This is a genomic window from Streptomyces sp. IBSBF 2435 (assembly GCF_036815005.1).
Classification (GTDB): domain Bacteria; phylum Actinomycetota; class Actinomycetes; order Streptomycetales; family Streptomycetaceae; genus Actinacidiphila.
The window spans coordinates 14,285-39,995 of the sequence record NZ_JAJSYW010000031.1; the positions used below are offsets into that span (position 1 = coordinate 14,285).

General features: G+C 73.6%; 27 protein-coding genes. 17 read left to right on the plus strand and 10 right to left on the minus strand.

From position 1 onward, the window contains the following. Positions 1–273: 273 nt before the first annotated feature. Positions 274–861, minus strand: coding sequence for a hypothetical protein (locus V7E46_RS08840; protein WP_329181387.1), 588 nt, complete (start codon positions 859–861; stop codon positions 274–276). 472 nt (positions 862–1,333) lie between these two features. On the opposite strand from V7E46_RS08840, the gene V7E46_RS08845 reads away from it, so the two are divergent. Together V7E46_RS08845 and V7E46_RS08850 are read left to right on the plus strand one after the other, a co-directional pair. Next, entirely contained in the window at positions 1,334–2,818 is a 1,485-nt protein-coding gene (locus V7E46_RS08845) for a glutamate--cysteine ligase (protein WP_333767899.1), read from the plus strand. A gap of 90 nt (positions 2,819–2,908) precedes the next feature. Beyond that, positions 2,909–3,694: a CPBP family intramembrane glutamic endopeptidase gene (locus tag V7E46_RS08850; RefSeq protein WP_333767900.1), complete on the plus strand. Its 786-nt coding sequence runs from the start codon at positions 2,909–2,911 to the stop codon at positions 3,692–3,694. Positions 3,695–4,011: 317 nt separating this feature from the next. Here V7E46_RS08850 and V7E46_RS08855 read toward each other — a convergent pair whose 3' ends face one another. Then, on the minus strand, positions 4,012–4,425 hold the full coding sequence (locus V7E46_RS08855; RefSeq protein WP_333767901.1) for a VOC family protein: 414 nt from the start codon (positions 4,423–4,425) through the stop codon (positions 4,012–4,014). Between the two features lie 5 nt (positions 4,426–4,430). Beyond that, positions 4,431–4,880 (minus strand): helix-turn-helix transcriptional regulator, encoded by a 450-nt coding sequence (locus V7E46_RS08860; protein WP_333767902.1) that lies wholly within the window; start codon positions 4,878–4,880, stop codon positions 4,431–4,433. Between the two features lie 123 nt (positions 4,881–5,003). Here V7E46_RS08860 and V7E46_RS08865 point away from each other — a divergent pair, with 123 nt between their 5' ends. Then, positions 5,004–5,609 carry a PadR family transcriptional regulator gene (locus V7E46_RS08865; protein ID WP_333767903.1) on the plus strand — a complete coding sequence of 202 codons (606 nt, stop codon included), beginning with the start codon at positions 5,004–5,006 and terminating at the stop codon, positions 5,607–5,609. A 55-nt stretch (positions 5,610–5,664) separates the two neighbouring features. Here the strand turns inward: V7E46_RS08865 and V7E46_RS08870 are convergent, their stop codons facing one another. Next, entirely contained in the window at positions 5,665–6,690 is a 1,026-nt protein-coding gene (locus V7E46_RS08870; RefSeq protein ID WP_333767904.1) for a LacI family DNA-binding transcriptional regulator, read from the minus strand. A 225-nt stretch (positions 6,691–6,915) separates the two neighbouring features. Here V7E46_RS08870 and V7E46_RS08875 point away from each other — a divergent pair, with 225 nt between their 5' ends. The 4 genes from V7E46_RS08875 (at position 6,916) to V7E46_RS08890 (ending at position 11,777) form a co-directional block, all read left to right on the plus strand. Continuing rightward, positions 6,916–9,174, plus strand: coding sequence for a glycoside hydrolase family 3 N-terminal domain-containing protein (locus V7E46_RS08875; protein WP_333767905.1), 2,259 nt, complete (start codon positions 6,916–6,918; stop codon positions 9,172–9,174). A 226-nt stretch (positions 9,175–9,400) separates the two neighbouring features. Then, positions 9,401–10,123, plus strand: a complete 723-nt coding sequence (locus tag V7E46_RS08880) for a pyridoxine/pyridoxamine 5'-phosphate oxidase (protein WP_333767906.1) — start codon at positions 9,401–9,403, stop codon at positions 10,121–10,123. Positions 10,124–10,223: 100 nt separating this feature from the next. Continuing rightward, a complete protein-coding gene (locus V7E46_RS08885) occupies positions 10,224–10,793 on the plus strand; it encodes a Clp protease N-terminal domain-containing protein (RefSeq protein WP_443054091.1) in 570 nt (189 codons plus the stop codon). Between the two features lie 12 nt (positions 10,794–10,805). After that, a complete protein-coding gene (locus V7E46_RS08890; RefSeq protein WP_333767907.1) occupies positions 10,806–11,777 on the plus strand; it encodes an EamA family transporter in 972 nt (323 codons plus the stop codon). Between the two features lie 37 nt (positions 11,778–11,814). On the opposite strand, the gene V7E46_RS08895 is transcribed toward V7E46_RS08890, so the two are convergent. Further along, complete coding sequence (locus tag V7E46_RS08895) at positions 11,815–12,108, minus strand: hypothetical protein (protein WP_333767908.1); 294 nt, start codon at positions 12,106–12,108, stop codon at positions 11,815–11,817. A 456-nt stretch (positions 12,109–12,564) separates the two neighbouring features. Here V7E46_RS08895 and V7E46_RS08900 point away from each other — a divergent pair, with 456 nt between their 5' ends. Then, positions 12,565–13,605 (plus strand): DMT family transporter, encoded by a 1,041-nt coding sequence (locus V7E46_RS08900; protein WP_333767909.1) that lies wholly within the window; start codon positions 12,565–12,567, stop codon positions 13,603–13,605. Here the strand turns inward: V7E46_RS08900 and V7E46_RS08905 are convergent. Beyond that, entirely contained in the window at positions 13,520–14,188 is a 669-nt protein-coding gene (locus V7E46_RS08905; protein ID WP_333767910.1) for a pyridoxamine 5'-phosphate oxidase family protein, read from the minus strand. The two genes, V7E46_RS08900 and V7E46_RS08905, sit on opposite strands and share 86 nt — an antisense overlap. A gap of 34 nt (positions 14,189–14,222) precedes the next feature. On the opposite strand from V7E46_RS08905, the gene V7E46_RS08910 reads away from it, so the two are divergent. After that, on the plus strand, positions 14,223–15,554 hold the full coding sequence (locus V7E46_RS08910) for an aminotransferase class I/II-fold pyridoxal phosphate-dependent enzyme (RefSeq protein WP_329181409.1): 1,332 nt from the start codon (positions 14,223–14,225) through the stop codon (positions 15,552–15,554). Here the strand turns inward: V7E46_RS08910 and V7E46_RS08915 are convergent. Continuing rightward, positions 15,545–16,534, minus strand: a complete 990-nt coding sequence (locus V7E46_RS08915) for a DMT family transporter (RefSeq protein ID WP_329181411.1) — start codon at positions 16,532–16,534, stop codon at positions 15,545–15,547. The genes V7E46_RS08910 and V7E46_RS08915 overlap by 10 nt on opposite strands. A gap of 72 nt (positions 16,535–16,606) precedes the next feature. Between V7E46_RS08915 and V7E46_RS08920 the strand changes: the two genes are divergently transcribed. Beyond that, positions 16,607–17,509, plus strand: coding sequence for a LysR family transcriptional regulator (locus V7E46_RS08920; RefSeq protein WP_329181413.1), 903 nt, complete (start codon positions 16,607–16,609; stop codon positions 17,507–17,509). Between the two features lie 89 nt (positions 17,510–17,598). On the opposite strand, the gene V7E46_RS08925 is transcribed toward V7E46_RS08920, so the two are convergent. Next, on the minus strand, positions 17,599–18,111 hold the full coding sequence (locus V7E46_RS08925) for a Rieske (2Fe-2S) protein (RefSeq protein ID WP_333767911.1): 513 nt from the start codon (positions 18,109–18,111) through the stop codon (positions 17,599–17,601). Between the two features lie 191 nt (positions 18,112–18,302). Between V7E46_RS08925 and V7E46_RS08930 the strand changes: the two genes are divergently transcribed. The 6 genes from V7E46_RS08930 (at position 18,303) to V7E46_RS08955 (ending at position 22,567) form a co-directional block, all read left to right on the plus strand. Continuing rightward, positions 18,303–19,121: a HipA family kinase gene (locus V7E46_RS08930; protein WP_329181416.1), complete on the plus strand. Its 819-nt coding sequence runs from the start codon at positions 18,303–18,305 to the stop codon at positions 19,119–19,121. Next, entirely contained in the window at positions 19,121–19,504 is a 384-nt protein-coding gene (locus tag V7E46_RS08935) for a DUF3037 domain-containing protein (protein WP_329181418.1), read from the plus strand. The genes V7E46_RS08930 and V7E46_RS08935 overlap by 1 nt, the downstream gene beginning before the upstream one ends. Positions 19,505–19,690: 186 nt before the next feature. Further along, positions 19,691–20,452 carry a 3-oxoacyl-ACP reductase FabG gene (fabG, locus tag V7E46_RS08940; protein ID WP_333767912.1) on the plus strand — a complete coding sequence of 254 codons (762 nt, stop codon included), beginning with the start codon at positions 19,691–19,693 and terminating at the stop codon, positions 20,450–20,452. Between the two features lie 20 nt (positions 20,453–20,472). Further along, positions 20,473–21,249: an SDR family oxidoreductase gene (locus V7E46_RS08945; RefSeq protein ID WP_333767913.1), complete on the plus strand. Its 777-nt coding sequence runs from the start codon at positions 20,473–20,475 to the stop codon at positions 21,247–21,249. Between the two features lie 121 nt (positions 21,250–21,370). Then, on the plus strand, positions 21,371–22,051 hold the full coding sequence (ung, locus tag V7E46_RS08950; protein ID WP_333767936.1) for a uracil-DNA glycosylase: 681 nt from the start codon (positions 21,371–21,373) through the stop codon (positions 22,049–22,051). 9 nt (positions 22,052–22,060) lie between these two features. Next, the gene (locus V7E46_RS08955) at positions 22,061–22,567 is read left to right on the plus strand and encodes a hypothetical protein (protein WP_333767914.1); all 507 of its coding nucleotides are present in this window, start codon (positions 22,061–22,063) and stop codon (positions 22,565–22,567) included. Here the strand turns inward: V7E46_RS08955 and V7E46_RS08960 are convergent. Next, positions 22,555–22,941 (minus strand): hypothetical protein, encoded by a 387-nt coding sequence (locus tag V7E46_RS08960; RefSeq protein ID WP_329181425.1) that lies wholly within the window; start codon positions 22,939–22,941, stop codon positions 22,555–22,557. The two genes, V7E46_RS08955 and V7E46_RS08960, sit on opposite strands and share 13 nt — an antisense overlap. A gap of 244 nt (positions 22,942–23,185) precedes the next feature. On the opposite strand from V7E46_RS08960, the gene V7E46_RS08965 reads away from it, so the two are divergent. Then, entirely contained in the window at positions 23,186–24,085 is a 900-nt protein-coding gene (locus V7E46_RS08965; RefSeq protein ID WP_333767937.1) for a Gfo/Idh/MocA family protein, read from the plus strand. Here V7E46_RS08965 and lnt read toward each other — a convergent pair. Beyond that, on the minus strand, positions 24,057–25,580 hold the full coding sequence (gene lnt / locus V7E46_RS08970; RefSeq protein ID WP_333767915.1) for an apolipoprotein N-acyltransferase: 1,524 nt from the start codon (positions 25,578–25,580) through the stop codon (positions 24,057–24,059). The two genes, V7E46_RS08965 and lnt, sit on opposite strands and share 29 nt — an antisense overlap. Positions 25,581–25,711 lie beyond the last annotated feature (131 nt).

Here is a 25,711-nt window from a genome sequence, read left to right on the forward strand (position 1 = left end):
GCCCTCCTGGCGTCAATCCGCAGGGATTTCGCCGAGGCCGTGCTCCGCCGGACTGTGCGGGAGAAGACGCGTCACCCGCTCCGCCGGCTGCCGTCACCGTACGCTCACGGCGGGCGGCGTGTTCACGCACGAAGGCGGTGTGGGGGGGGCGGGGCGGGGGCGCGGGCCCCCCCCGGCGGGGGGGGGGGGGCGGGGGGGGGGGGNCCCCCCCCCCCCCCCCCCCCCCCCCCCCCCCCCCCCCCCCCCCCCCCCCCCGCCTTCGGGTGCGGCGCTTCAGGCGGGCGAGCCCATCAGCGGCGGCGGCGCCAGACGTACGCTGATCGCCGGTGCCAGCTCGGTCAGCCGGTGCACCCGGTGCGGGGCGATACCGGGCGGCGCGGGCGCCAGCGGCACCAGCAGGTCGTCGGGGTCGGGCTGGGCGGTGGCGGCGTCCGCCCGCGCGTCGCAGTGCAGCCACAGCGCCAGCATGTAGAGCCCCGGTACCGACAGCAGGTGCGGCTGGTACGTGGTCGGCAAGGTGTCCGCCTGGTGCAGCGCGCGCTCGATGGATGCCAGGAACGGCCCCTCGGAGAACCGCGAGAACACCCATCCGCCGGGTGTCACCACGGTCTCGCCCGCGGCGGCGACTCTCGCGCCCGCCCTGATATGGAACCGCCAGCCGGTCAGCCGCGCCTGCGGCAGCGCTCCGGGGACGGTCGCCGGCTCGAACACATGGACAGGCAGCGGGTGTTCGGCGGCCAGCGGCCCTTCTGCGTTACGCAGCGCCGGCGTCCTGGCTTCCAGGACCGCGGTGGGCGAACTGAGTGCGGCGAGGACGCTCAGCAGGGCGGGGGCGGGTGCTGGGGGAACAAGCAGCGGCATGATGTCGCCTCTCACTGGAGACACGTGGTTCGGGGAGGGCGGACGCGGACGGCACGGTCGGTCAGGTGCTCTGCGGAGACCTGCTCAGGCACGTCCGGCGACGGCGGATGCTTTGCCTTGTGCGCGGAGTTTATACGACGTGTGTTCGCTCCATGTTTCATCTAGTCGCTGCCAGTATTACGCGCAAGGTGATAATTCGCCTTCTTCGGAGGATGCGCAGATGGCATTATCGCAGCGTATGGGGACGGCGCTGGATATTTCTGCCCGTCACGGACGGCCGGATCCCGTCGGTCATTTCATCCGCATATCTCCGGGGCCTATGACAACAGAATGTGCCACTGGAAGGTGCGCGGATGGCTGCTACAGCAAGCCTAGCGTGCGGGACCGGTACCATGTGGCGTTATCGATCATTTGGGTGGGCATCGTCTCCGATGGGCGGCCATCGGGTGCCTGTGGACGCAAGGAGGCGTGGATGGGTGAGAAGGTCGCCGCCAGCGGGTTCGACCCCGCCGACCGCGGGCGGTACCGGCACAAGCTCCGGCAGTGCCTGCTGGGCCTCGAACGGCTGCTGGCGGAGAAGCGATTCGACCGGCCGCGCAATCTCATGGGCCTTGAGATCGAATTGAATCTCGCGGATTCCGCGGGACTGCCGCGGATGATGAACGAAGAAGTGCTCGCGCGCATCGCGAGTCACGATTTCCAGACCGAGCTCGCTCAGTTCAACATTGAAGTGAACATAGCGCCGCACCGGCTTTCAGGACCCGTACTCGACCGGCTCGCCGAGGAACTGCGGACCGGCCTGTCGTATGCCGACCGCATGGCGGGCGAGGTGGGCGCGCACATCGTGATGGTCGGAATTCTGCCGACCCTGCAGGCGCAGGACCTGGTCTCCGCCAACCTCTCGCGGGCCGATCGCTACATGCTGCTCAACGACACCATCCTCGCGATGCGGGGCGAGGACATCACCCTGGACATCAAGGGCGTGGAACACCTGGTCTACGCCTCGGCGTCGATCGCCCCCGAGGCGGCCTGCACCTCCATCCAGATGCACCTCCAGGTCACCCCCGGCCGCTTCGCCGCCGTCTGGAACGCCGCCCAGGCGCTGTCGGGGCCGCAGGTCGCCGTCGGCGCCAACTCGCCGTTCCTCTTCGGCCGCGAGCTGTGGCGGGAGACCCGTCCTGTGCTCTTCCAGCAGGCCACCGACACCCGCCCGCAGGAGCTGCGCGTCCAGGGCGTACGCCCGCTGACCTGGTTCGGCGAGCGCTGGATCGACTCGCCGCTCGACCTGTTCGCCGAGAACGTCCGCTACTTCCCCCCGCTGCTGCCGATCTGCGACGACGAGGACCCGCTGCGGGTGCTGGACGACGGGGGAGTGCCGCGGCTGCGCGAGCTGACCCTGCACAACGGCACGATCTACCGCTGGAACCGCCCGGTCTACGCGGTCGTCGACGGTGTGCCGCACCTGCGGGTGGAGAACCGGGTGCTGCCGGCCGGCCCCACCGTCGCCGACGTCCTGGCCAACGCGGCCTTCTACTACGGCCTGGTCAGAGCGCTGGCCGACGCGCCCCGCCCGGTCTGGCAGCGGCTGCCCTTCGGTGCCGCCGCCGCCAACTTCGAGGCGGGCTGCCGGGACGGGATCGGGGCCGTCATGCGCTGGCCGCGCGGGCGCGGCCTGGCCGAGATCCCCGCCGCCGACCTGATCAGGGACGAACTGCTGCCGCTCGCCGCGGCCGGGCTCGACTCCTGGGGCATCGAACCCGCCGACCGCGACCTCTACCTCGGCATCATCGAGGAACGCTGCCGGCTGCGCACCAACGGCGCCGAATGGCAGTCCGCCGCCTTCCACCGGCTGCTGGAGCGCACCCCCGACCGGCGGGCCGCCCTGGCCGCGATGACCCAGCGGTACCGCGAGCACATGCAGGGCGGCGAACCGGTGCACCTCTGGCCGGCGGTCTGAAACCCGGGCCACCACGGGGGGTGGCTCCGTACGTGACGGCGCGATCTTCGTATCTTGTCCGGAGACACCCGCGCCGTTGGAGGACCCCGCATGCACACAGAGCCGTACCAGGTGGATGCGGGGCTGCCGGACCGGACGCTCCGCAACGAGACGCTGATCGTCCTGGCGCTCTCGCTCGGCGCCAGCGGGGTGTCCGCGCTGATCAGCTTCATCGGCTCGGTCACCAAGCCGGGCGCGCTCAAGAACCAGTCGGCGACGCTGGTCGGCTCCTACGCGCCCAACCGGCCCTGGCTCGACCTGGCCTGGCAGGTCTTCTCCATCGCCAGCGCGCTGGCCCCGGTCGCCCTGGTCGCCTATCTGCTCGGCCGCGAGCGGGCCGGGATGCGGGCGATCGGCTTCGACCTGAGCCGCCCGCGCCGCGACCTGGCCTGGGGCGCCGCCGTCGCCGCGGTGATCGGCGGCACCGGCCTGGCCTTCTACCTGGGCGCGCGGCAGGCCGGCTTCAACCTGACGGTGGTGCCCGAGTCGCTGCCGAACGTCTGGTGGAAGATCCCGGTGCTGATCGCCTCCGCGGTGCAGAACGCGGTGCTCGAAGAGGTGATCGTGGTCGGCTACCTGCTGCGCCGCCTCGACCGGCTCGGCTGGACCCCGATGGCCGCGCTCGCCGCCAGCGCCGTGCTGCGTGGCTCCTACCACCTCTACCAGGGCGTCGGCGGCTTCGTCGGCAACATGGCGATGGGCGTGGTCTTCGTGCTGCTCTACCGCCGCTGGGGCCGGGTCGGCCCGCTGGTCGCCGCGCACTCCCTGATCGACACGGTCGCCTTCGTCGGCTACGCCCTGCTGGCGGGGAAGGTCGGCTGGCTGCCCACCGGCTGACCGGCCGCTCCGGCCCGCCCCGCCGCTCCGGCACGGCGTGCAGTTCGCCGTCGATCACCGTGACCGCGGAGCCGGTCCGCGGCACCCGGCCGCCGTGCAGGCGGGTGCCGACCAGGCCGCCGCGTACGGTCAGCGCCGCCGCGCCCGGCGCCTCGGCCAGGGCCACGGGAGTCAGCGGGGCGGCGGGAAGGTCCAGGGTGGTCGAGCCGTCGCCGCCGGAGTCCGCGGTCAGCACCCCGGCGCGGGTGCGGAAGGCGATCACGTCGTGCGCGGCGCCCGTCGTCCCGCAGCACGTGCGCGGTGGCGCCGCCCCGAGGTCAGTGCCTGGCCTGGTTGAAGCGCACCTCGTTGCCCGCCGGGTCGCGGAAGGAGCAGTCGCGTACGCCGTACGGCTGGTCGGTCGGCTCCTGGACGACGTCCGCGCCGGCCGCCTGGATGCGCTCGAAGGTCGCGTCGCAGTCGTCGGTCCAGAACACCACGCGCGCGTACACGCCCTTGGCCATCAGGTCGGCCACCGCGTCGCGGTCGGCCGGTGACATGTTCGGGTTCGCGGCCGGCGGTTCGAGCACGATGTCGACCTCGGGCTGGGACGGAGCGCCGACGGTGACCCAGCGCATCTTTTCGTAGCCGACGTCGTTGCGGACCTCGAGGCCGAGGATGTCGCGGTAGAACTCGACGGCCTTGTCGTGGTCGTCGACCGCCAGGAAGGTGTGCGAAAGTCGGATGTCCATGCAGGTCACGCTACGACAGGACCGGCCGCCCGGACTTCTTTGTTCCTGACCGGATTCCCGGCCGGATTCCTCACCGGCCGGGTGACCATTCTCGCGACGCAGGCCGGCAGCGCGGACAGCTCGGAGTGGCTGCGCGCCCGGTACGCGCTCGGGGTCTCGCCGACCAGCTCGGTGAAGCGGGAGCTGAACGACCCGAGCGAGGTGCTGCCGACCGCCATGCACACATCGGTGACCGTCATGTCGCCGCGCCGCAGCAGGGCCTTCGCGCGCTCGATCCTGCGGGTCATCAGATAGGCGTACGGGGTCTCGCCGAACGCCGAGCGGAAGCTGCGGGAGAAGTGGCCGGGCGACATGAGCGCCTCGCGGGCCAGCGCCGCCACGTCGAGCGGGCGCGCGTAGTCGCGGTCCATCCGGTCGCGGGAGCGCCGCAGCCTCACCAGATCCGCCCTGTCCATGTGCTCAGTATGCCCGAGCGGTCCGACAGCGCCGGGATCCCTCGCGTGGCCTGGGGGTTTGCCTTCCGAACAGTTCCGATATATCGTTGAGGCATCGCGAACGCTCACGATAGGAGAAATGATATGTACGGGCACTCACATGGACACGACAACGGTCCCGGCCGGCACGGCTGGGGCGAGCACGAAGGGCGCAGGGCCGCCTTCGGACCCTTCGGACCGCCCTTCGGCGGCGGGCCGTTCGGCCCCGGCGGCCGGGGGCGCGGCGGACCGCGCGGCCGGGCACGGCGGGGTGATGTGCGGGCGTCCATCCTGGCGCTGCTCAAGGACCGGCCGATGCACGGCTACGAGATGATCCAGGAGATCGCCGAGCGCAGCGGCGGCGCGTGGAAGCCGAGCCCCGGCTCGGTCTACCCGACGCTGCAGCTGCTGGAGGACGAGGGCCTGATCAGCAGCGCGAGCGAGGGCGGCAAGAAGCTGTTCACGCTCGCCGACGCCGGCCGGGCGGAAGCCGAGGCCGGCCCTGACGCTCCGTGGGAGGACGCGGGGCGCGGCGTCGACTGGGACGCCATGAACGAGATAAGGAAGGCGGGCGGCGGCCTCATCGAGGCCTTCCGCCAGGTGTGGGCCACCGGCACCCCCGACCAGCGCGAGAAGGCGCTGACCGTGGTGAACGAGGCCCGCAAGAAGCTCTACCTGATCCTCGCCGACGAGGACGTCCAGCGGGGCTGACCCGCAGGGCGCCCTGGCGGCCCGAGGGCCGGGCAGGACCGGGCCGGTCCGGGGTTCACACCCCGGACCGGCTCGATCCGCGTATCAGCAGCCGGGTGGGGATGATCCGCGGCTGCGCCTCGGCGGTGTCCGCCACCGTCGCGTCGATCAGGCCGCGCAGCGCCTCCACCGCTGCTTCCCCCAGGCCGCGCTGGTCCTGCGCGACCGTGCTCAGCGCCGGCCGTACCAGCGCCGCGGCGTCGATGTCGTCGAAGCCGACCACCGCCAGGTCGCCCGGCACCGTCAGCCCGGCGTCGGCCGCCGCGTGCACCGCGCCGATCGCCATCTGGTCGCCCGCGGCGAAGATCGCGGTGGGCCGGTGGGGCAGCGCGAGCAGCCGCTTGCCCGCGTTCTCCCCGCTGGCCAGGAAGAAGTCCCCTTCGGTCACGTACTCCGGCGGCACGCTCAGCCCGAGCCGGGCGCAGGCCCGCAGGTAGCCCGCCAGGCGCTCGGCGGCCGGCGGCAGGTGCAGCGGCCCGGTCACGGTGGCGATCCTGCGGTGGCCCAGCTCGTACAGGTGCTGCACGGCGGCCTCCGCGCCCGCCGCGTTGTCCGAGCTGACCCGGACCGTACGCGGCCCGGTGAAGGCGGTGTCGATCCCCGCGCAGGGCACCGTGGAATCGGCCAGCACCCGCAGGCAGCGGTCGTCCGGCGGGGTGGTCAGCACGATCACCCCCTCCAGGTTGTGCCGCTGGACCGCCTGGAGATGGGCGTTGTCCTGGTCCTGCGCGCCGGGCGTGGTCAGCAGCATCAGGTGGTAGTCCGCCTCGGACAGCGCGGTGCGCACGGCGCTCAGCAGTCCGAGCAGGAACGGGTTGTGCTGGCCCATCGCCTCCTGCCCGCTGTCCCACACCAGCCCGATGGTGTCCGAGCGGCGCCGCACCAGGGTGCGGGCGGGCTCGTTGGGCGCGTAGCCCAACTCGCTCGCCAGCCGCCGGATCTTGGCGCGGGTCGCCTCGCTCACCTCGGCCCGGTCGTTCAGCGCCCGGGAGACGGTGGCGGTCGACACACCGCTGCGGCGGGCGAGTTCACGGATGTTCACGGCATACCCGTTCTGCGCGAGTGGACATGAGGACGCGATGACGACGATACGGGGGCGGCGCAAGGGCGCGGGAAAAACCTTCCTGCGCACAGTCTTGACGATCAGTCGGGGCAAGGACAGACTTCCCGCCGATCGGAAACGTTTACGGCTATCGGCCCCGGTCCGCCGGGGACCCCCAACAGGAACGGGACGCCTGCGATGCCAACGAACGCTCGACGACTACGTATGAGAAGCCTCCTGACACTCGCCACCGCAGCCGCCTGTGTGGCCGCGGTGGCCTCCGTACCGGCGGAGGCCGGCGACAATCCCAGCTACACCAATGCCAAGGCCCCGATCGATGTCCGGGTCAAGGATCTCCTCAAGCGGATGACGCTGGAGGAGAAAATCGGGCAGATGGATCAGATCTCGGTCGTCAACATGCAGGGCGACTGCCAGTGGAGCGGCGGTGCCTTCACCGAATCCTGCATGAAGTCGGTGCTGGTCGACAATGCCGCGGGCTCGATCCTGTCCGGCGGCGGCGCCGGTCCCACCGTGAACACGCCCTCGAACTGGGCGACGATGGTCAACACCGTGCAGAAGTACGCGGTCGAGAAGACCCGCCTGCACATCCCGATCATCTACGGCGTCGACGCCGTGCACGGCCACAACAACGTGCTGGGCGCCACGATCTTCCCGCAGGAGATCGGCCTGGGCTCCAGCTGGGACCCGGAGCTGGTCAAGGACGCCGGCGCGTCCACCGCCAAGGCGGTCGCCGCCACCGGCATCGACTGGAATTTCGCCCCGGTCACCGACATCGCGCGCGACCAGCGGTGGGGCCGCTACTACGAGACCTTCGGTGAGGACCCGCTGCTGTCCGGCACCCTGGCGTCCGCCGCGGTGACCGGCATCCAGGGCGCGGGCGGCGCCAAGAACGTCGCCGCCACCGTCAAGCACTTCGGCGGCTACGGCGAACCCGGCAACGGCCACGACCGGGTGCCCGGTGACGTCTCGATCCGCTACCTCCAGGACACGCTGCTCCCGTCGTACAAGCAGGCCGTGGACGCCGGCGCCATGTCGGTGATGGTCAACTCCGGTGCGATCAACGGCATTCCGGCGACGTCGTCGCACTACCTGCTGACCGACGTGCTGCGCGGCCAGTGGGGCTTCCAGGGCGTCGAGGTCAGCGACTGGCAGGACGTCCGCGCGCTGCAGACCAGCTACCACATCGCCGCCGACTATCCCGAGGCCATCGCCAAGGCCGTCAACGCGGGCCTGGACATGGCCATGGAGCCGTACGACGCGCAGGGCTGGAGCGACGGGCTCAAGACCGCCGTCCAGCGCGGCCTGGTCTCGGTCAAGCGGATCGACCAGTCGGTGAGCCGGATCCTGACCATGAAGTTCAAGCTGGGCCTGTTCGAGCACCCCTACGTGGACGCCTCGAAGGCCGACTCCCGGGTGATCGGCGCCGACACCACGCTCGCGAGGAAGGCCGCGGACGAGTCGCAGGTGCTGCTGCGCAACGACGGCAATGTGCTGCCGATCTCCTCGTCCGCGAAGAAGATCGTCGTCGCCGGCTCCTACGCCGACGACATCAACGACCAGGCGGGCGGCTGGACCGTCGGCTGGCAGGGCGTCCCCGACGGTGTGGAACTCCCCGGCACCACCGTGCTGCAGGGCATCAGGGAGGCCGCGCCCTCCGGTACGTCCGTGGTCCGCGCGACCTCCGCGGACGACGCGGTGGCGCAGGCGCAGGACGCCGACCTGACCGTCGTCGTGGTCGGCGAGAAGGCGGCGGCCGAGGGCTCGGCCGACGCCCCGCGGCCGGAGCTGTCCGCCGACCAGCAGGCGCTGGTCAGCTCGCTCAAGGCGGCCGGCAAGCCGGTGGTCACCGTGGTGATCGCCGGACGCCCGCTGGTGCTCGGCGCCGCCGACGGCACCCAGGGCCTGCTGATGTCCTGGCTGCCGGGCAGCGAGGGCGGCCACGCGGTCGCCGACGTGCTCTTCGGCAAGGTCAACCCGAGCGGCCGGCTGAGCGCGTCCTGGCCCAAGGACGTCGGCAATGAGCCGCTGTACTACCAGCAGCTCCCCGGCACCAACAGCGGCCCCGAGTCCTCCTACGACGCGGCCTACCGCTTCGGCGCCGGACTGTCCTACACCAGCTACGCCTTCAACTCGGTCAAGGCCGGGTCGGCGACCGCCCGCACCCGCGACACCATCAGCCTCAAGGTCGGCGTCGCCAACACCGGGAACCGGGCCGGCGACCTGGTCGTGCCGGTCTACGTCTCGCAGCCGTCGAGCGATGTGCTCGCACCGCCCACCAGGCTGGTCGCCTTCACCAAGGTGCACCTGGCGGCCGGCCGGAGCACGACGGTGGCCCTCAAGGTGCCGCCGAGCCGACTGGCCGTCACCCCGGGCGACATCGACAGTTCGGGCAAGCAGCAGGTGGCCCCCGGCGCCTACGTCTTCACGGTCGGCACCCAGACCACCACCGTCACCCTGCACTGACCGCGCCGCCGGCCGTCCACCGGCCGCGCACTGCCACGGCGGGGGGGGGGGGGGGCGCCGCCCCCCCCCCCCCCCCCCCCCCCCCCCCCCCCCCCCCCCCCCCCCCCCCCCCCCCCCCCCCCCCCCCCCCGTGCCGCGTGCGCTCCGCCGCCGTACCGGGAAGGCTGGGGTACGGCGGCCGGCGCCACAGCCGGCCGCGCGGAACCGTACGGCAGCAGGAGGACACATGCAGGGCAGGGACCAGGACGGCGACGCCGTCGACGGCGGGAGCGCCGGCAGCGCCGCGGCGGACCGCGCGCTGCTGGACCGGATCAGGGCTGCACCGGTGCTCGCCGGGCCGCTGCCGCACTTCGACCCGGACACCGCGCCCGCCGCCCCCGGGCCGCTGTTCGCCGACTGGCTGGACCGGGCGCTGGCCGACGGCGTACCCGAACCGCAGATCGTGACGCTGAGCACGGCCGCCGCCGACGGCACCCCCAGCGCCCGGGTGCTGCTGCTGCGCGGCCTCGACTCCGCCGACTGCGGCTTCGTCTTCGCCGGCGACTCCGGCAGCGGCAAGGGCCAGGACCTCGCCGCCCGTCCCGTCGCGGCCCTGACCTGGTACTGGCCCGCGCACGGCCGGCAGATCCGGATGGCGGGGCCGGTGGACGTCCTCGGCGAGGAGGCCACCCGGCGGGACTACCTCGGCCGCTCGCCCGCCGCCCGCATCGCCGGCTTCACCGGCCGCACCTCCGCGCCGCTGGACGGACCCGGGGAGTACGAGCGCGAGCACCGCGCGGCCGAGGCGCTGGTGGCCGCGGAACCGAGCCGGGTGCCCGCGACCCACACCGTCTACCGGCTGCGCGCGCGGGAGGCGGAATTCTTCCAGGCCGACCCGGCACGCTGGCACCTGCGGCTGCGCTACACCCGCGACGGCGACGGCTGGACCCGCACTTTGCTGTGGCCATGACTCATCCCCGCGGAGGAGGCCCCGGCGGGCGACCCCCTCCGCGGGCGGAGGCCGGAATGCCCCGCTGAGCCGATGCGGCACACCCCCGCGGCCTGGTGGGATGGATGGTGTGTACAGCGACCAAGGGTCGCCGCCCGCCGCGGCCCACCCGGCGGACGACGCCCACCTCACCACTGAGGTGCGCGTCGTGGCCGCCAGCGCGCGGCGGCGCGCGGTCAGGGACGGGGACGCGCAGGCCGACACCGCCCATCTGCTGCACTCACTGCTGGAGAACGACCCCGACGCCCGCGCCGCCTGCGACACCCAGGCCGGCCGGGCCGCCCGGGTGCTCGGCTACCTGGTGCAGCGCAGCATCGGGTACGGGCTGCGCTGGCGCGGCTCGGTGGAGGACTCCGGGGCGCTGCCCGTCCTGCCGGCGGCCATGCCCGGCTGGAGCCCGGCTGCCGCGGCGGCCTTCCACACCGCGGTGGACCTGGCCCGGCAGCGCGGCGGGGCGCAGGCCGACGGCATCGACCTGCTGCACGCGCTGGCCGCCGACCCCGGCTGCCGGGCGGCCGACGTCCTGCGCGCGGCCGGCCTCGACCCGGACGACCTGAACGAGGCTCCGGGACCCGTACCCGGCCCGCGTGGTGTCAGGGATATCCGGGGTGACGGTACTGTCGGCGACTGACATGATGACCTGATGCACGCATCAGCGCACAGGACCAGCGGACTTGGGCTCGCGCTGCTGTCGGCGTGCGCCTTCGGCGGCTCGGGCGTGGCCGCCAAACCGCTCATCGACCTCGGCCTCGACCCGCTCCAGGTGGTGTGGATGCGGGTGGCGGGCGCCGCCCTCATCCTGCTGCCGGTGGCACTGCGCTCCCGCGCCCTGCTCAGGCAACGCCCCGGCCTCGTCGCCGGATTCGGCATCTTCGCCATCGTGGGCTGCCAGGCGCTCTACTTCGTGGCCATCGCCCGCATCCCGGTCGGCATCGCCATCCTGGTCGAATTCCTCGGCCCCGCCCTGCTGCTGGGCTGGATCCGCTTCGTCCAGCGCCGCCCGGTCACCCGGGCCGCCGCATTCGGCGTCGTCCTGGCCATGGCCGGTATGACCTGCGTCGTCGAGGTCTGGTCGGGGCTCGCCTTCGACGCGCTCGGGCTGCTCTACGCCTTCGGGGCCGCGTGCTGCCAGGTCGCGTATTTCGTCCTCGCCGACCACGGCGCCGGCGAGGCCGAGGCACCCGAGCCGATCACCGTCATCGCCCACGGCCTCGTCATCGGCGCCGTCGCCCTCACCGCCGTCGCCCACCCCTGGACCATGCAGTGGTCCGTGCTCGGCCACCGGGCCGCGCTCGGCGACCGCGATGTGCCCGCGGTGCTGCTGATCGGCTGGATCGTGCTGGTCTCCACCGTCGTCGCCTACCTCACCGGGGTGCTCGCGGTCCGCACCCTCAGCCCGCAGGTGGCCGGTGTCGTCGCCGGCCTCGAAGCGGTCGTCGCCACGGTGCTGGCCTGGGTCCTGCTCGCGGAACACCTCGGCCCCGCCCAGGTCACCGGCGGCGCGCTGGTGCTGGCCGGCGCGCTCGTCGCCCAGACCGCCGCCGCTGCCGGCCGCCCCGGCGCGCCGGAGGCGCAGCCCGACGCTCTGCTGGAGCCCGAGCCCAGCGCGTCCTGACCGCGCGGTCCTCGGCCTTTGTGTCGTCGGCCCTCGGTCAGCCGAAGGACACCCGCTCCAGCCAGAAGACCAGCAGCCCCGTGTCGCCGAGCACCTCGACACCGGCGGTGCACGGGGCGCGCCGCTTGCAGACGATCAGCAGCAGGTCGGTGAGCGGCCCGCGGACCGCCACCGCGGCCTTCTCGTGCGCGCGGCGCCAGGCCGGTACGTCCCCGGTGGGGTCCACCACCCATTCGGCGCCGGCGTCCTGCGGGGGTGTCCGTGGCGTGAAAGTGCAGGGTGCGGCCGGGCGGCGCGGGAAGCTGCGCGCCCGGGCCGGGGCGGCGGTCAAGGCGGCAGGTCACGGCACGTGGCATCCGCCGGCGGCGCGGGGTACGGCGCGGGCAACCGAGACGCACCGGCACGGTGAAGGCCACGGCACGCGGCAGCCCCTGAGGTGCGCGGGGAACTGCGGCCCAGCCGCGATGGCGGTCAGGGCGACGGGCCATCGCACGTGGCACTCTCCCAGGGGCGCGAGCCACAGTGCGCCGGCGCGGTGAAGGCCGCAGGACAGGGCATCCGCCCCGGGGGTGCAGGGCCGGTGGGGCAGGCGCGTGGGCGCCCTCTCCCCGGCGGGAGCCATATCGTGGGGGGATGCATTCCACCGTGCTCCCCCCTCCCGCAGCCTGACGCGGGCAGCGGCCTCCGAGATGACGTAGGACACGGCCCGGGTCGTACGACCCGGGACGGTCGGTGCTGCCCGCACACGGATGAGCTGACCGACCCCCTTCCTCCACGGGAGAATTCCGTGTCATTCAGGCATGCCCCGGCCACCCGGGGCCTGATCTATGTCGTCGTCGCAGCAACAGGCTGGGGCACAGCGGGCGCCGTGGCGGCGGCCCTTTACGGCGGCAGCGGCCTCGGCCCGCTGGCCCTCACCTTCTGGCGAGCCGCAGGCGGCTTCGCACTGCTGCTCGCGGTCCGGCTGCTGCGCCGCCGCCCGGCGCAGGGGGTGGCGCGAGGCGTGACGGCGCCGCGCGGGGCGGCAGTACGCAGGGCGCTGGCCACCGGCGCCGGCCTCACCGTCTTCCAGGCCGCCTACTTCTGCGCGGTCCGCTCCACCGGGCTCGCGGTCGCCACCGTCGTGACGCTCGGCTCTGGCCCGGTGCTGATCGCGCTGGCGGCCCGGCTGACGATGGGCGAACGGCTCGGCCGCGGTGGCGCCCTGGCCGTGGCCGGCGCGCTCGGCGGGCTGGCGGTCCTGGTGCTGGGCGGCGGCGCGGGTGACGCCGTCCGCCCGGCCGGCGTCGGACTCGCCGTGCTGTCCGCGGCGGGCTATGCCGCGATCACCTTGCTGACCCGCTGGTGGGGGCGGCAGGGCGTGGCCGGGGACCCGTTCGACACCTCGATGTGGGCCTTCGGGATCTGCGCGGCGCTGCTGCTCCCGGCGGCCTGGGCCGAGGGGCTGCTGCCGCACGCGGCCCGGCTCGGCCGCACCCTGCTGCTGCTCGGCTACCTCGTGTCGGTGCCCACCGCCCTGGCCTACGGCCTGTACTTCGCGGGCGCTGCGGTGCTGCGCTCCTCGACGGTGTCGGTGGTCGCGCTGATCGAACCGGTGTCGGCCTCCGTCCTGGCCGTCACCCTGCTCGGCGAACACCTCACCGCGGCCACCGTGCTGGGCACCGCCTGCCTGCTGGGCGCGGTCGGCGTGCTGGTCGCCGACGAGGTCCGCGGCATGCGCCGCCCGCCCCGGCGGGCGGCGGTCAGTGCCGCCTTGGCGGCAGATAGTCGGGCAGCGGCTCGTCCTGGCCCGGAAGCTCGGCGCGTTCCGGAGCGCCGTAGGAGGTGATGACGGGGACCACGCCGGACCAGTAGGGGAGCGAGAGGTCCTCCGACTCCTCGCTGGGGCCGCCGGCGCGGAGCTTCGCCGACACCTCGTGCAGGTCGAGGCGTATCACGGCGGTCGACGCGAGTTCCTTCGCGTTCGGCCGCCGTGAGTCGGCGGAGCGGCCCGGGATCGCGTGGTCGACGATCGCGTCGAGGGCGGCGGCCCGCTCCTCGGGGTCCATGACCTGGTGAGCGGTGCCGTGGACCACCACGGAGCGGTAGTTGATCGAGTGGTGGAAGGCGGACTTGGCCAGTACCAGGCCGTCCACGTGCGTCACGGTCAGGCATACCGCCAGGCCGTCGTCCGCCGCTCCCCGCAGCGGGCGGGACCCGGTGGACCCGTGCACGTACAGCCGCTCGCCGCTGCGGGCGTAGAGCGTCGGCAGGACCACGGGCGCGCCGTCCCGGATGAAGCCGAGGTGGCAGACGTAGCCCTCGTCGAGGATGGCGTGCACGGTCTTGCGGTCGTAGGCGGCGCGCTCCCTGGAGCGGGTGGGGGTGCTGCGGTCGGTGGCGGAATAGCCGGCGGGGGGTGCGGTGGCCATGCGCGATCCTTTGAACTAGTGCATAATCCCGTTTGTGCTAGGAGAGTATCGAATTACCGGTCGGGGCGCATCGGGTATCGCCGCGGACATCGAGAGCGCCGTGGGCAGCGGCACGCTCCGGCCGGGTGCGGCGCTGCCGCCGCTGCGGGAGCTGGCTGCGGACCTGGCGGTCAACCCGAACACCGTGGCGGCTGCCTACCGGTTGCTGCGCGACCGAGGGGTCATCGAGACCGCGGGCCGCCGCGGCAGCCGGGTCAGGGCCCGGCCGGCGACCGCGCCGCGCGACCAGATCCGGATCGCCGTGCCGCCCGGCGCACGGGACATCTCCGCGGGCAACCCCGACCCCGCGCTGCTGCCGCCGCTGGCCGAAGCGCTCGCCGCTGCCGCCGCCGGGCACGCGCGGACGCCCGCGCTCTACGGCGGGCCGCCGGTGGACGAGGAGCTGGGCCGGCTGGCCCGTGCCGCGCTGGACGCGGACGGCGTGCCCGCGGGTCCTGTCGGCCTCACCTCGGGCTCACTCGACGCCATGGACCGGGTGCTGACGGCGCATCTGCGGCCGGGCGACACGGTGGCCGTCGAGGACCCGGGCTGGGGGAGTGTGCTCGACCTGGTGTCGGCGCTGGGGCTGCGGGCGGTGCCGGTCGCGGTGGACGACGACGGTCCGGTGACCGCGGAGGTGGACCGCGCGCTGCGGGCCGGGGCGCGCGCCCTGGTGGTGACCGACCGCGGGCAGAATCCGACCGGCGCGGCCCTGTCGGCGGACCGCGCGGGCGAACTGCGCGCCCTGCTGGCCGACCACCGCGACCTGCTGGTCATCGACGACGACCATGTGAGCGGTCTGGTCGACCTGCCGCTGCACTGCCTGTCGGGCGTCACCGACCACTGGGCGCTGGTGCGTTCGGTCGCGAAGGCCTACGGCCCCGACCTGCGGCTGGCGCTCTACACCGGCGACGCCACAACCGTGGACCGCGTACGCGGCAGGCACCGGCTCGGCGCGGGCTGGGTGAGCCATCTGCTCCAGCGCACCCTGGTCCACCTCTGGCAGACCGGCGCGGTCGACCCGGCGGCGGTCGCCAGGTCGTACGGCGAGCGGCGCGAGGCGCTGGTACGGGCGCTGGCTGCCCGGGGTGTGCCGGCCCACGGCCGCAGCGGCATGAACGTCTGGGTGCCGGTCAGCGACGAGACCGGCGCGGTCGCCGGGCTGCTCCAGCACGGCTGGGCGGTCGCGCCGGGCGCCCGCTTCCGGGTGGCCTCGGCGCCCGGTGTGCGGCTGACCGTCTCACCGCTCGGCCCGGACGACATCGCGCCGCTGGCCGACGCGGTCGCCGAGGTGCTGCACGGCCCGGGCGCCGGCCGCTACGGCTGAGCCCCGGCAGCCGGCCGCGGCTTGGGCCGCCGCTGGGTCAGAGCGGCGCCGACCAGGATCACCACCGCGCCGACCGGTTCATTCCAGTGCAGGGTCTCGCCGAGCAGAGTCACGCCCGCGGTCGTCGCGACGATGGGTATCAGATACGTCACCATCGCGCCGATCGTCGGCCCCTTCTCGGCGACCAGCCCGTACTGGATCAGGAAGGCCACACCGGTGCCCAGCGCGCCCAGCGCCAGCACCGACAGCACCGACTTGGCCGGCCAGGAGTCCGGCATCGAGGTGAAGAACGGCGTGACGAGCAGCAGCTGCACGGTGCCGAGCAGCAACTGGCTGGCGGACACGGCCAGATGCGAACTCCCGGTGCCGGACAGGGTGCGCCGGACGTACGCCCAGCCCACCGCGTAACTGAAGGCCGCGGTCAGCGCCATCAGCGTGCCCTTGGGGTCCTGCCCGGAGAAGCCCTGCCAGGCGCCGAGCACGGTCAGCACCCCGATGAAGCCCAGTCCGACACCGGCGAAGCGCTCCCTGGACGGCCGGTCCTCGGACAGTGCCACGAGCGAGACCAGCATCGAGAACAGCGGGGTGGCCGCGTTGCATATCCCGGCCAGCATCGACGGGATGGTCTGCTCGGCGGTGGCGAAGAGGGTGAACGGCAGCGAATTGAGCAGGAAGGCGGCGACCGCCAGATGCAGCCAGGTCCGCGGACCGCGCGGCAGCCGCTCGCGCTTGACCGCGACCGCCGCGGCGAGCACCGCCGTGCCGAACACCATCCGGCCGAGCGTCACCTGGAGCGGGGCGAAGGCCTCATTGCCCACCTTCATGAACAGGAAGCTGAACCCCCAGACCAGGCCGAGCGCGGCAAAGCGGATCCGCCAGTCCAGCGCGGACCGGCGCGCGGGCGTCGCGGCGCCGGGCGCGGCGGCCGGTGCGGGCGGGGGAGCGATTGCGGCGGAAGGGCTCTCGGCAGGTGCGGTCATGGATCCACGATGACGGCTGGGACCTCGTAGAACAAGCGAGATTTCGTACACAGTCGGCGTAGTCTTTCTTACATGTTGAGTCTGGAACGGCTTCGCGTCCTGCACGCCATCGACACCTACGGCTCGGTGAGCGCCGCGGCGGACGTGCTCAGCGTGACCACCTCCGCGGTCTCGCAGCAGATGGCCAAGCTGGAGCGGGAGACCGGGCAGGCGCTGCTGGCCAGGAGCGGGCGCGGGGTGCGGCTCACCGACGCGGGACGCCTGCTGTCCGGCCACGCCGAGCGGATCCTGTCCCTGGTCGAGCTGGCGCACGCCGACCTGGAGGCGCACCGGGGAGCCGCGGTCGGCGACCTGCTCGCCGGCGCCTTTCCCACCGCGGTCCGCGGGCTGTTCCCCGCCGCGCTCACCGAGCTGCGGCGCGAGCACCCGCACCTGCGCACGACGGTGCACGAGCTGGAGCCGCACGACTCGCTGGTGCGGCTCAACCGCGGCGACATCGACCTGGCGGTCGTCCTCGACTGGTACAACAAGCCGCTGTCCCTGCCCGGCGGGCTGGCCAAGGCTCCGCTGTGCGACGACATCGTCGACGTGGCCCTGCCGGCCGGCCACCGGCTGGAGGGGCGGGCGCAGATCGACCTCGACGAGCTGGCCGAGGACGCGTGGATCGCCTGGCCGGACGGCGGCTTCTGCCACGAGTGGCTGCTGTTCACCCTCCGGGGCAAGGGGGTCGAGCCGCGGGTCGCGCACCACGCGGAGGAGCACGCCACCGTGCTCGCGCTGGTCGCCGCGGGCCTCGGCGTCGCGGTCATCCCGCGGCTCGGCCGCGACCCGATGCCGGAGGGCGTACGGGTGGTGCCGGTACGCCACACCATGCGGCGGCACGTCTACGCCGTCTGGCGCGAGGACGCCGACCGCCGCCCGGCGATCCGGGCGGCGGTGGACGCACTCGGCACGGCGGCGCGCCGCTCTTCCTGACGGGGACTCAGCCGCGCCCCCGCAGGCGGTCGCGCCCCCGCGGACAGCCCCGCCCCGCAGCCGGCCGCGCCCCCGCGGACGCGTGCGGCTCAGGCGAGCGACACGGTGTCGCCGGAGACGGCGACCGACTTGGCGGGCAGCGCGCTGGTGGCCGGGCCATGGGCCACGGAGCCGTCGGCGACGTGGAATTTGCTGCCGTGGCAGGGGCAGTTGATCATGCCGTCGGAGACGTCGGAGACAGTGCACCCCTGGTGGGTGCAGACGGCGGAGAAGCCCTTGAAGTCGCCGGCCGTCGGCTGGGTGACGACCACCTTCTGGCCGGCGAAGACCTTCCCGCCGCCGACCGGGATGTCCGCGGTCTTCCCCAGCGCGGCGACCCCGGCGCCCCCGGACGCGGACGAGGCGGACGGCGCGGCGGTGTCGGATGGCGTCCGGGACGGGGCGTCCGACGCGGCGGCCCCGGACGAGGGGGCGTCGGCCTTCGCCCCCGGGTCTGAGTCGGACCCGCACGCGGTCAGCACCGCCGCGAGACCGGCGCCGCCCGCGGCGGCGAAGACCGTGCGGCGGGTCGGGGGCATGGAGGATCCGGGTGTTTCGGCCATGAACTGCGTCCTGTCCGCTGGTGGGGCCGGGCGGAGTACGACCGTCCGGCAGCGTGTCGCCACGCGTGTCCGTTGATACGGGCGATCACCGCGATCCGTTCAACGGCGCGCGGGAAAATTCGCCGGGTGCCGCAGCAGCCCGTCGGCCGCCGGCCGTCCTGGCGCCGCCGCGACCCCGATAACCTGGCGCGATGCTGAGAGATGTGACGGGTATCCGCTACGTGACGCCGCTGCGCGAGGGCGGCTCGGTGCCCGGAGTGGTCGAGGCCGACGACCTCGGCACGTACGTGGTGAAATTCACCGGCGCCGCCCAGGGCCGCAAGGCGCTGATCGCCGAGGTGATCGCCGGAGAGCTGGCCCGCAGGCTGGGGCTGCGGGTGCCGGAGCTGGTGCGCTTCGACTTCGACCCGGTGATCGGCCTCGGCGAGCCGGACGAGGAGATCCAGGACCTGCTGAAGGCCAGCGGCGGGCTCAACCTCGGCATGGACTTCCTGCCCGGCTCGCTCGGCTTCGACCCGCTGGTCTTCGGCGTCGAGCCCGCGGAGGCGGGCCGCATCGTCTGGTTCGACGCGCTGATCGGCAATGTCGACCGGTCCTGGCGCAATCCCAACCTCCTGGTGTGGCACCGCAATGTATGGCTCATCGACCACGGCGCCTCGCTGATCTGGCACCACAACTGGAAGAGCGCGCAGGCCGCCGCCGCGAAGGCCTACGACGCCTCCGACCACGCCCTGTCGCGCTTCTCGCCGCAGCCTGCCGCCGCCGCAGCCGAACTGGCGCCGCTGGTGACCGCGGACCTGCTCGCCGAGGTCACCGCGCTGGTCCCCGACGAGTGGCTGACCGACGAGCCCGGCTTCGGGTCGCCGGACGACGTACGCCGGGCGTACGGCGAACTGCTGGCCGCGCGGGCGGCGGACATCCACGAACGCATCACGCTCGCGCCCGTGCAGCGTGACCGGCAGCCGCCGCCGGAGTGGCTGCGTACCTGGGTCGAGGGGAAGAACGCCTGATGAGCCGGCGCGAGGTGTTCGAGTACGCGCTGGTGCGCGTGGTGCCGCGGATCGAGCGCGGCGAGATGATCAACGCCGGGGTGCTGGTCTACTGCCGGGCCAGGAGCTTCGTCGGCGCCCGGGTGCACCTGGACGAGACCCGGCTGCGCTGCCTGGACCCCGGGGTGGACGTGGCCGGGGTGCGGGCGGCGCTGCGCGGCTACCAGGAGATCTGCGCGGGCGGCGACGACGCGGGGCAGGCGGGCGGCGACGACCCGGGGCGCCGCTTCCGCTGGCTGACGGCGCCCCGCAGCACCATCGTGCAGCCGGGGCCGATCCACACCGGGCTGACCGCCGACCCGCGGGCCGAGGCCGACCGGCTGCTGGCGCTGCTGGTCCACTGAGCCGGCCCGGCGGTGTGCGGCGGCGGTGCGCCCGTACCGCCCCGGTCCGGTGCGCTGAGCCACATCGCCCGTGGTGGCGTTGACACTGGGTCACTGTCCTCCTACGGTTTCGGCTACGGGACCTACTAAGCGGTCGCTCATGCGTCGAGGCGCTGGCCGGCCGCACCACAGGGTTGAGGAGAACAGATGTCCAGCACGGAGCAGCGCGTCGCGATCGTCACCGGCGCCGCCCGCGGAATCGGCGCCGCCACCGCGCTACGGCTGGCCGCGGAGGGCCGGGCCGTCGCCGTACTCGACCTCGACGAGAGCGCCTGCAAGGACACCGTCGACACCATCACCGCGGCCGGCGGCCGGGCCCTCGCGGTGGGCGCAGACGTGTCGGACGAGGACCAGGTCGAGGCCGCCGTCGCCAGGGTCGCCGCCGAACTCGGCGCGCCCACCGTGCTGGTGAACAACGCCGGTGTGCTCCGCGACAACCTGCTGTTCAAGATGGGCGCGGGCGACTGGGACACCGTCATGAACGTCCACCTGCGCGGCGCCTTCCTGATGACCCGTGCCGCGCAGCGCCACATGGTCGACGCGCACTTCGGCCGGGTGGTCAACCTCTCCTCGTCCTCCGCGCTCGGCAACCGCGGCCAGGCCAACTACTCCGCCGCCAAGGCGGGCCTCCAGGGCTTCACCAAGACCCTGGCCATCGAGCTGGGCAAATTCGGCGTCACCGCCAACGCCGTCGCCCCCGGCTTCATCGCCACCGACATGACCGCCGCCACCGCCGCCCGGGTCGGCATGGGCTTCGAGGACTTCAAGAACGCCGCCGCGAGCCAGATCCCGGTCCAGCGGGTCGGCGTTCCGGAGGACGTCGCGGGCGCCATCGCCTTCTTCACCGGCGACGACGCGGGATTCATCTCGGGCCAGGTGCTGTACGTCGCCGGCGGCCCGCTCAACTGACCGGCCGGAGGCCCGAGACCATGACCCAGCTCCCCACCACCACCCCCGCCCAGGACACCGGCCGGGTCGCCCTGGTCACCGGCGCCAGCCGCGGCATCGGCTACGGCATCGCGCAGGCGCTGGTCGCCCGCGGCGACCGGGTGTGCATCACCGGACGCAACGAGGACGCCCTCAAGGAGGCCGTCGAGCGGCTCGGCGCGGACCGGGCGATCGGCGTCGCGGGCAAGGCCCACGACGAGGCGCACCAGGCCGTCGCCGTCGCACGCACCATGGAGGCCTTCGGCCGGGTGGACTACCTCGCCAACAACGCGGGCACCAACCCCGTCTACGGCCTGCTGGCCGACCTCGACCTCGGTGTGGCCCGCAAGGTCTACGAGACCAACGTGATCTCGGCGCTCGGCTTCGCCCAGCAGACCTGGAAGGCCTGGCAGAAGGACAACGGCGGCGCGATCCTCAACATCGCCTCGATCGCCGGCCTCGCCCCCTCGCCCTTCATCGGCGCCTACGGCATCAGCAAGGCCGCGATGGTCAACCTGACCGTGCAGCTCGCCGCCGAGATGGCGCCCGGTGTGCGGGTCAACTCCATCGCGCCCGCGGTGGTCAAGACGAAGTTCGCCGCCGCGCTCTACGAGGGCCGCGAGGAGGAGGCCGCGGCGGGCTACCCGCTGGGGCGGCTCGGCATACCCGACGACATCGGCGGCGCGGCCGCCTTCCTGCTCGGCGACCAGGCCGGCTGGATCACCGGCCAGAACCTGGTGATCGACGGCGGGCTGTTCCTGCACGCGGGCGGCGCCTGACCGCGGGCGCGCCCGGGAGGCCGGGGCCGGGCGAGGGCCTCGGCGAGTGCATTGTCAGTGCCTGCCGGTACGTTCTGACGCAGTAACGGATCGCGTACCGGAGGTTCCTGACGTGCCCAGCATGCTGCCCGACTCCTGGCAGAGCGTTCTCGGCGAGGAGTTGGACAAGCCCTACTTCCAGCAGCTCACCGAGTTCGTGGAGACCGAACGCAAGGAGCACCGCATCTTCCCGCCGCGCGACGAGGTGTTCGCGGCGCTGGAGGCGACGCCCTTCGACCGGGTCAAGGTGCTGATCCTCGGTCAGGACCCCTACCACGGTGACGGCCAGGGCCACGGGCTGTGCTTCTCCGTCCGGCCGGGAGTGAGGACCCCGCCCTCGCTGCGGAACATCTTCAAGGAGATGCACGAGGAGCTGGGCCACCCTGTGCCGGACAACGGCTACCTGCTGCCCTGGGCGGAGCAGGGAGTGCTGCTGCTCAACGCGGTGCTGACGGTCCGCGAGGCGGAGGCCAACTCGCACAAGGGCAAGGGCTGGGAGAAGTTCACCGACGCGGTGATCCGGGCGGTGGCCGGCCGCACCGACCCCGCGGTCTTCGTGCTGTGGGGGAATTACGCCAAGAAGAAGCTGCCGCTGATCGACACCTCCCGGCACACCGTGATCCAGGGCGCGCACCCCTCCCCGCTGTCCGCGAAGCTCTTCTTCGGCAGCCGGCCCTTCACCCAGATCGACGCGGCGGTGCGGGCGCAGGGCCACGAGCCCATCGACTGGCGCATCCCCGATCTCGGGGTGCGTGCCGGTTAGCGTCATCGGATGCGAGGACATCAGGAGGTGCCGACGGGCGGCCCGGCGCCCGCGGACGACGCCATGACGAGCAGGATCGGCCAAGTGGTGATGCTGCTGCACGCCGGGGACCGGGAGGAGGCGCGGCACCGCTTCACGGCGCTGTGGGCGGAGCTGGGCGAGCAGGGCGACCCCCTGCACCGCTGCACCGTCGCCCACTACCTGGCCGACACCCAGGACGACCCCGAGGACGAACTGGCCTGGGACCTGCGGGCGCTGCGGGCCGCCGAGGCGGTGGACGCGGAGCGGGCCGGCGGCGGAGGACAGGCCGGCCAGGTGCGCGGCTTCTACCCGTCGCTGCACCTCAACCTGGCCGCGTCCTACGTCAGGGTCGGCGAGGAGCGGCTGGCGCGCAGCCACCTCGGCCTGGCCCGCAAGGCCTGCGGCGCGCTGGCCGAGGACGCGTACGGCGACGGGGTGCGGGCCGCGGTGGGCCGGCTGGAGCTGCGGCTGACCGGTTCCGGTCAGTTGCCGTAGGCCCGCGCGCAGATGGCGGCCGCGGCGCTGTCCGCCGTCCAGCCGCCGTAGGCGCGCCCCAGGGCGCAGACCCCGCCGGCCGCGGGCTTCCTGGCCACCCGGGGTGGCCGCGGCTCGGCCGCCCGGTGCGGCACAGGGCCGGGCCGCGGCGCATCCGCGTGCCCGCCCGGTACCGCGACTCCGGCAGCAGCCGCCGCGGAGTCGGGCCGTACGGTCGCCAGCAGCGGACTGCCCGGCGGCGGGGTCAGCCGTACGACATCGGGCTCCCGGAGCTGCGCCGCGGGGGCGGTGGCGGGCGGGGGAGCGGAGACCGTGGTGCATCCGGCAGCGGCACAGGCCGCCGCCAGGATCACCACAGAGGGCAGGAGGCGCACTTCCCCAACAGTGCCCGCGCCGCCCGGCGCCCGACAGTCCCCGCAGGAGTGAAAGATCGGTCGCGCACGACCCGCGGCTCACCCGTACGAGTGCGCGCCGCACCGGAGCGCGAGGCCCGCGCCGCGGCACACCCCGGCCCCGGCCGGGCCGCAATCCGGCCCGTATGCTGCGGTGGCACCGCTCCCACCAGGGGAAGTGCGGCACCGGCACGAGGAGCACGGCATGGCATCGGGCAGCGCCCCACTGAAGATCGGCGTCATCGGCCTCGGTGACATCGCGCAGAAGGCGTATCTGCCGGTACTGACCGCCCAGCCGGGCCTGGAGATCCATCTGCAGACCCGCACCCCCGCGACCCTGGACCTGGTCGGCGACGCCCACCGGCTGCCGCACCGGCACACCGGCCTCGACGCCCTGCTCGCCCGGGGACTGGACGCCGCCTTCGTGCACGCGCCCACCGAGCACCATGTCGAGATCGCCGCCCGGGTCATCGAGGCGGGCGTCCCGGTCTACGTCGACAAGCCGCTCGCCCGCGACGCCGAGGGCGCCCGCCGCCTGGTCGCCCTCGCCGAGGAGCGCGGCGTCCCGCTGATGGCCGGCTTCAACCGCCGCTACGCCCCCGGCTATGTCCAGTGCCTGGACCACCCGCGGGATCTGATCCTCCTGCAGAAGAACCGGATCGGCCTGGCGGACGAGGCACGTGAGGTGGTCTTCGACGACTTCATCCACGTGGTGGACACACTGCGCTTCCTCGCCCCGGGGCCGGTCGAGCAGGTCCGGGTCTCGGCGAAGGTCAGGGACGGCCTGCTGCACCACGTGGTGCTGCACCTGTCGGGCGACGGCTTCACCGCGATCGGCTCGATGAACCGGATGAGCGGCTCCACCGAGGAGAGCCTCGACGTCAGCGGGTCCGACACCCGGCGCCAGGTGTTCAATCTCGCCGAGGTCGTCGACCACAAGGGCCAGCCGACCGTGCGCCGCCGCGGCGACTGGGTGCCGGTCGCCCGGCAGCGCGGCATCGAGCAGATCACCCTGGCCTTCCTCGACGCGGTCCGCTCCGGCACCCCTCTCGGCGGGCGCGACGCGCTGGCCACCCACGAGCTGTGCGAACGGATCGTCACCGAGGTACGGGAACAGGCCGCCTGACCAACCGCGTCAGCTCGTACGCCGCCGCGGCCAGCACCAGCAGCAGCGCCACATGCGGCACCCAGTCGCCGAACCGTACGTAGAGGCTGCGGCCGGAGGCGAGCGGGACCTCGTAGACCGCGGTGGTGCTGCTGCCGGTGCCGATCCTGCGGCCGACCCGGCGGCCGTCGGCGTCGTAGACCGCGCTGATGCCGGTCAGTGTGGCGTGCACCATCGGCCGCCAGTCCTCCGCCGCCCGCAGCGCGGCGAGCGACGCGTGCTGCGCGGGCGCCCAGCTGTGCTGGAAGGACGACGTGGACGACTGGGCGACCAGCAACTGGGCGCCGTCGCCCGCCAGATGGCGGCTCATGTCGGGGAAGGCCGTCTCGAAGCACACCAGCGGCCCGAACCGCAGCCGGCCGGTGTCCATCACCACCTGCCGGGTGCCGCGCTGCCGGTCCTCGCCCGCGGCCTTGCCCACCGAGGTCGCCCAGCCCAGCACCGACCGCAGCGGGATGTACTCGCCGAACGGCACCAGCCGCATCTTGTCGTACGACTGCCCGGTCACCCCGCCGGGGCCGATCAGCACCGCCGTCTTGGAGATGCCTGTGCCGTCGGCCCGCGGGGCGTCCACATTGACCAGCAGATCCGCCCCGACCTGCCGGGACAGTGCCACCAGCCGGCCCGCCACATCGGGCCGCGCGGCCAGGTCGACGCCGATGCTGCTCTCGCCCCACACGACCAGGTCCGGGTGGCTGCCGGCCAGTTGCCCGGTCAGCCGCATCTCACGGTCCAGCCGCGCGGCCGGGGTGGCGACCACCCCGGGCTGCACGACCGCGATCCTGGTGCTGCCCGCCGCCTGCGGGCGCGGGGTCCACAGCCAGGCCGTGGCGGTCAGCACCGCCGCCGCGAGCAGCGCCCCGGCCGCTGGCCTGCGTACCCCGGGGACGGCGATCAGCGCGACCACGGCGGTGTTGACCAGCACCACCAGCAGGCTGACCAGCCACACCCCGCCGACCGACACCAGCCGCAGCGCCGGCGCCACCTGCCACTGGCTGGCCCCCAGCAGCCCCCACGGGCCGCCGAGATACTGCCAGGACCGCACCAGCTCCACCATCAGCCACCCGCACGGCAGCAGCACCAGCGCGGGTCCGACCCGGGCCGGCCCCACCGCGCCCGCCCCGAGCAGCCGGCGCACCAGCCAGCCCCAGGGCGCCCACAGCGCGCCCAGCAGCAGCGCGAGCACCACGATGAAGACGCTCAGGCTCGGGATCAGCCAGTGGTGCACGGCCAGCATGAAGCCCCCGCCGCCCAGCCAGCCGTCCAGCGCGGCCCGCCGCGGGCTTCCGGCGGAGCGCGCCAGCAGCATCCACGGCACCAGCGCCACGTAGGCCAGCCACCACAGCGACGGTGCGGGGAAGGCCAGCGCGGGCAGCGCCCCGGCAGCGGCCGCGGCGGCGCCGCGGGTCCAGGGCGACGCGAGCCGCGACTGCTGTTCCTGGGCCGTCACCGTCATACGCGCTCCCTCACCGGTCCCCGCTCACCTGCCCGCGCGCATCCCCGTCGGCGCGGGGCTGCGGAGCGACCAGTGTCCTTGGTCCTGCTTGTCCCGTGCGGCGGGCGGCATGCGCGGCCCGCGGCGTGTCG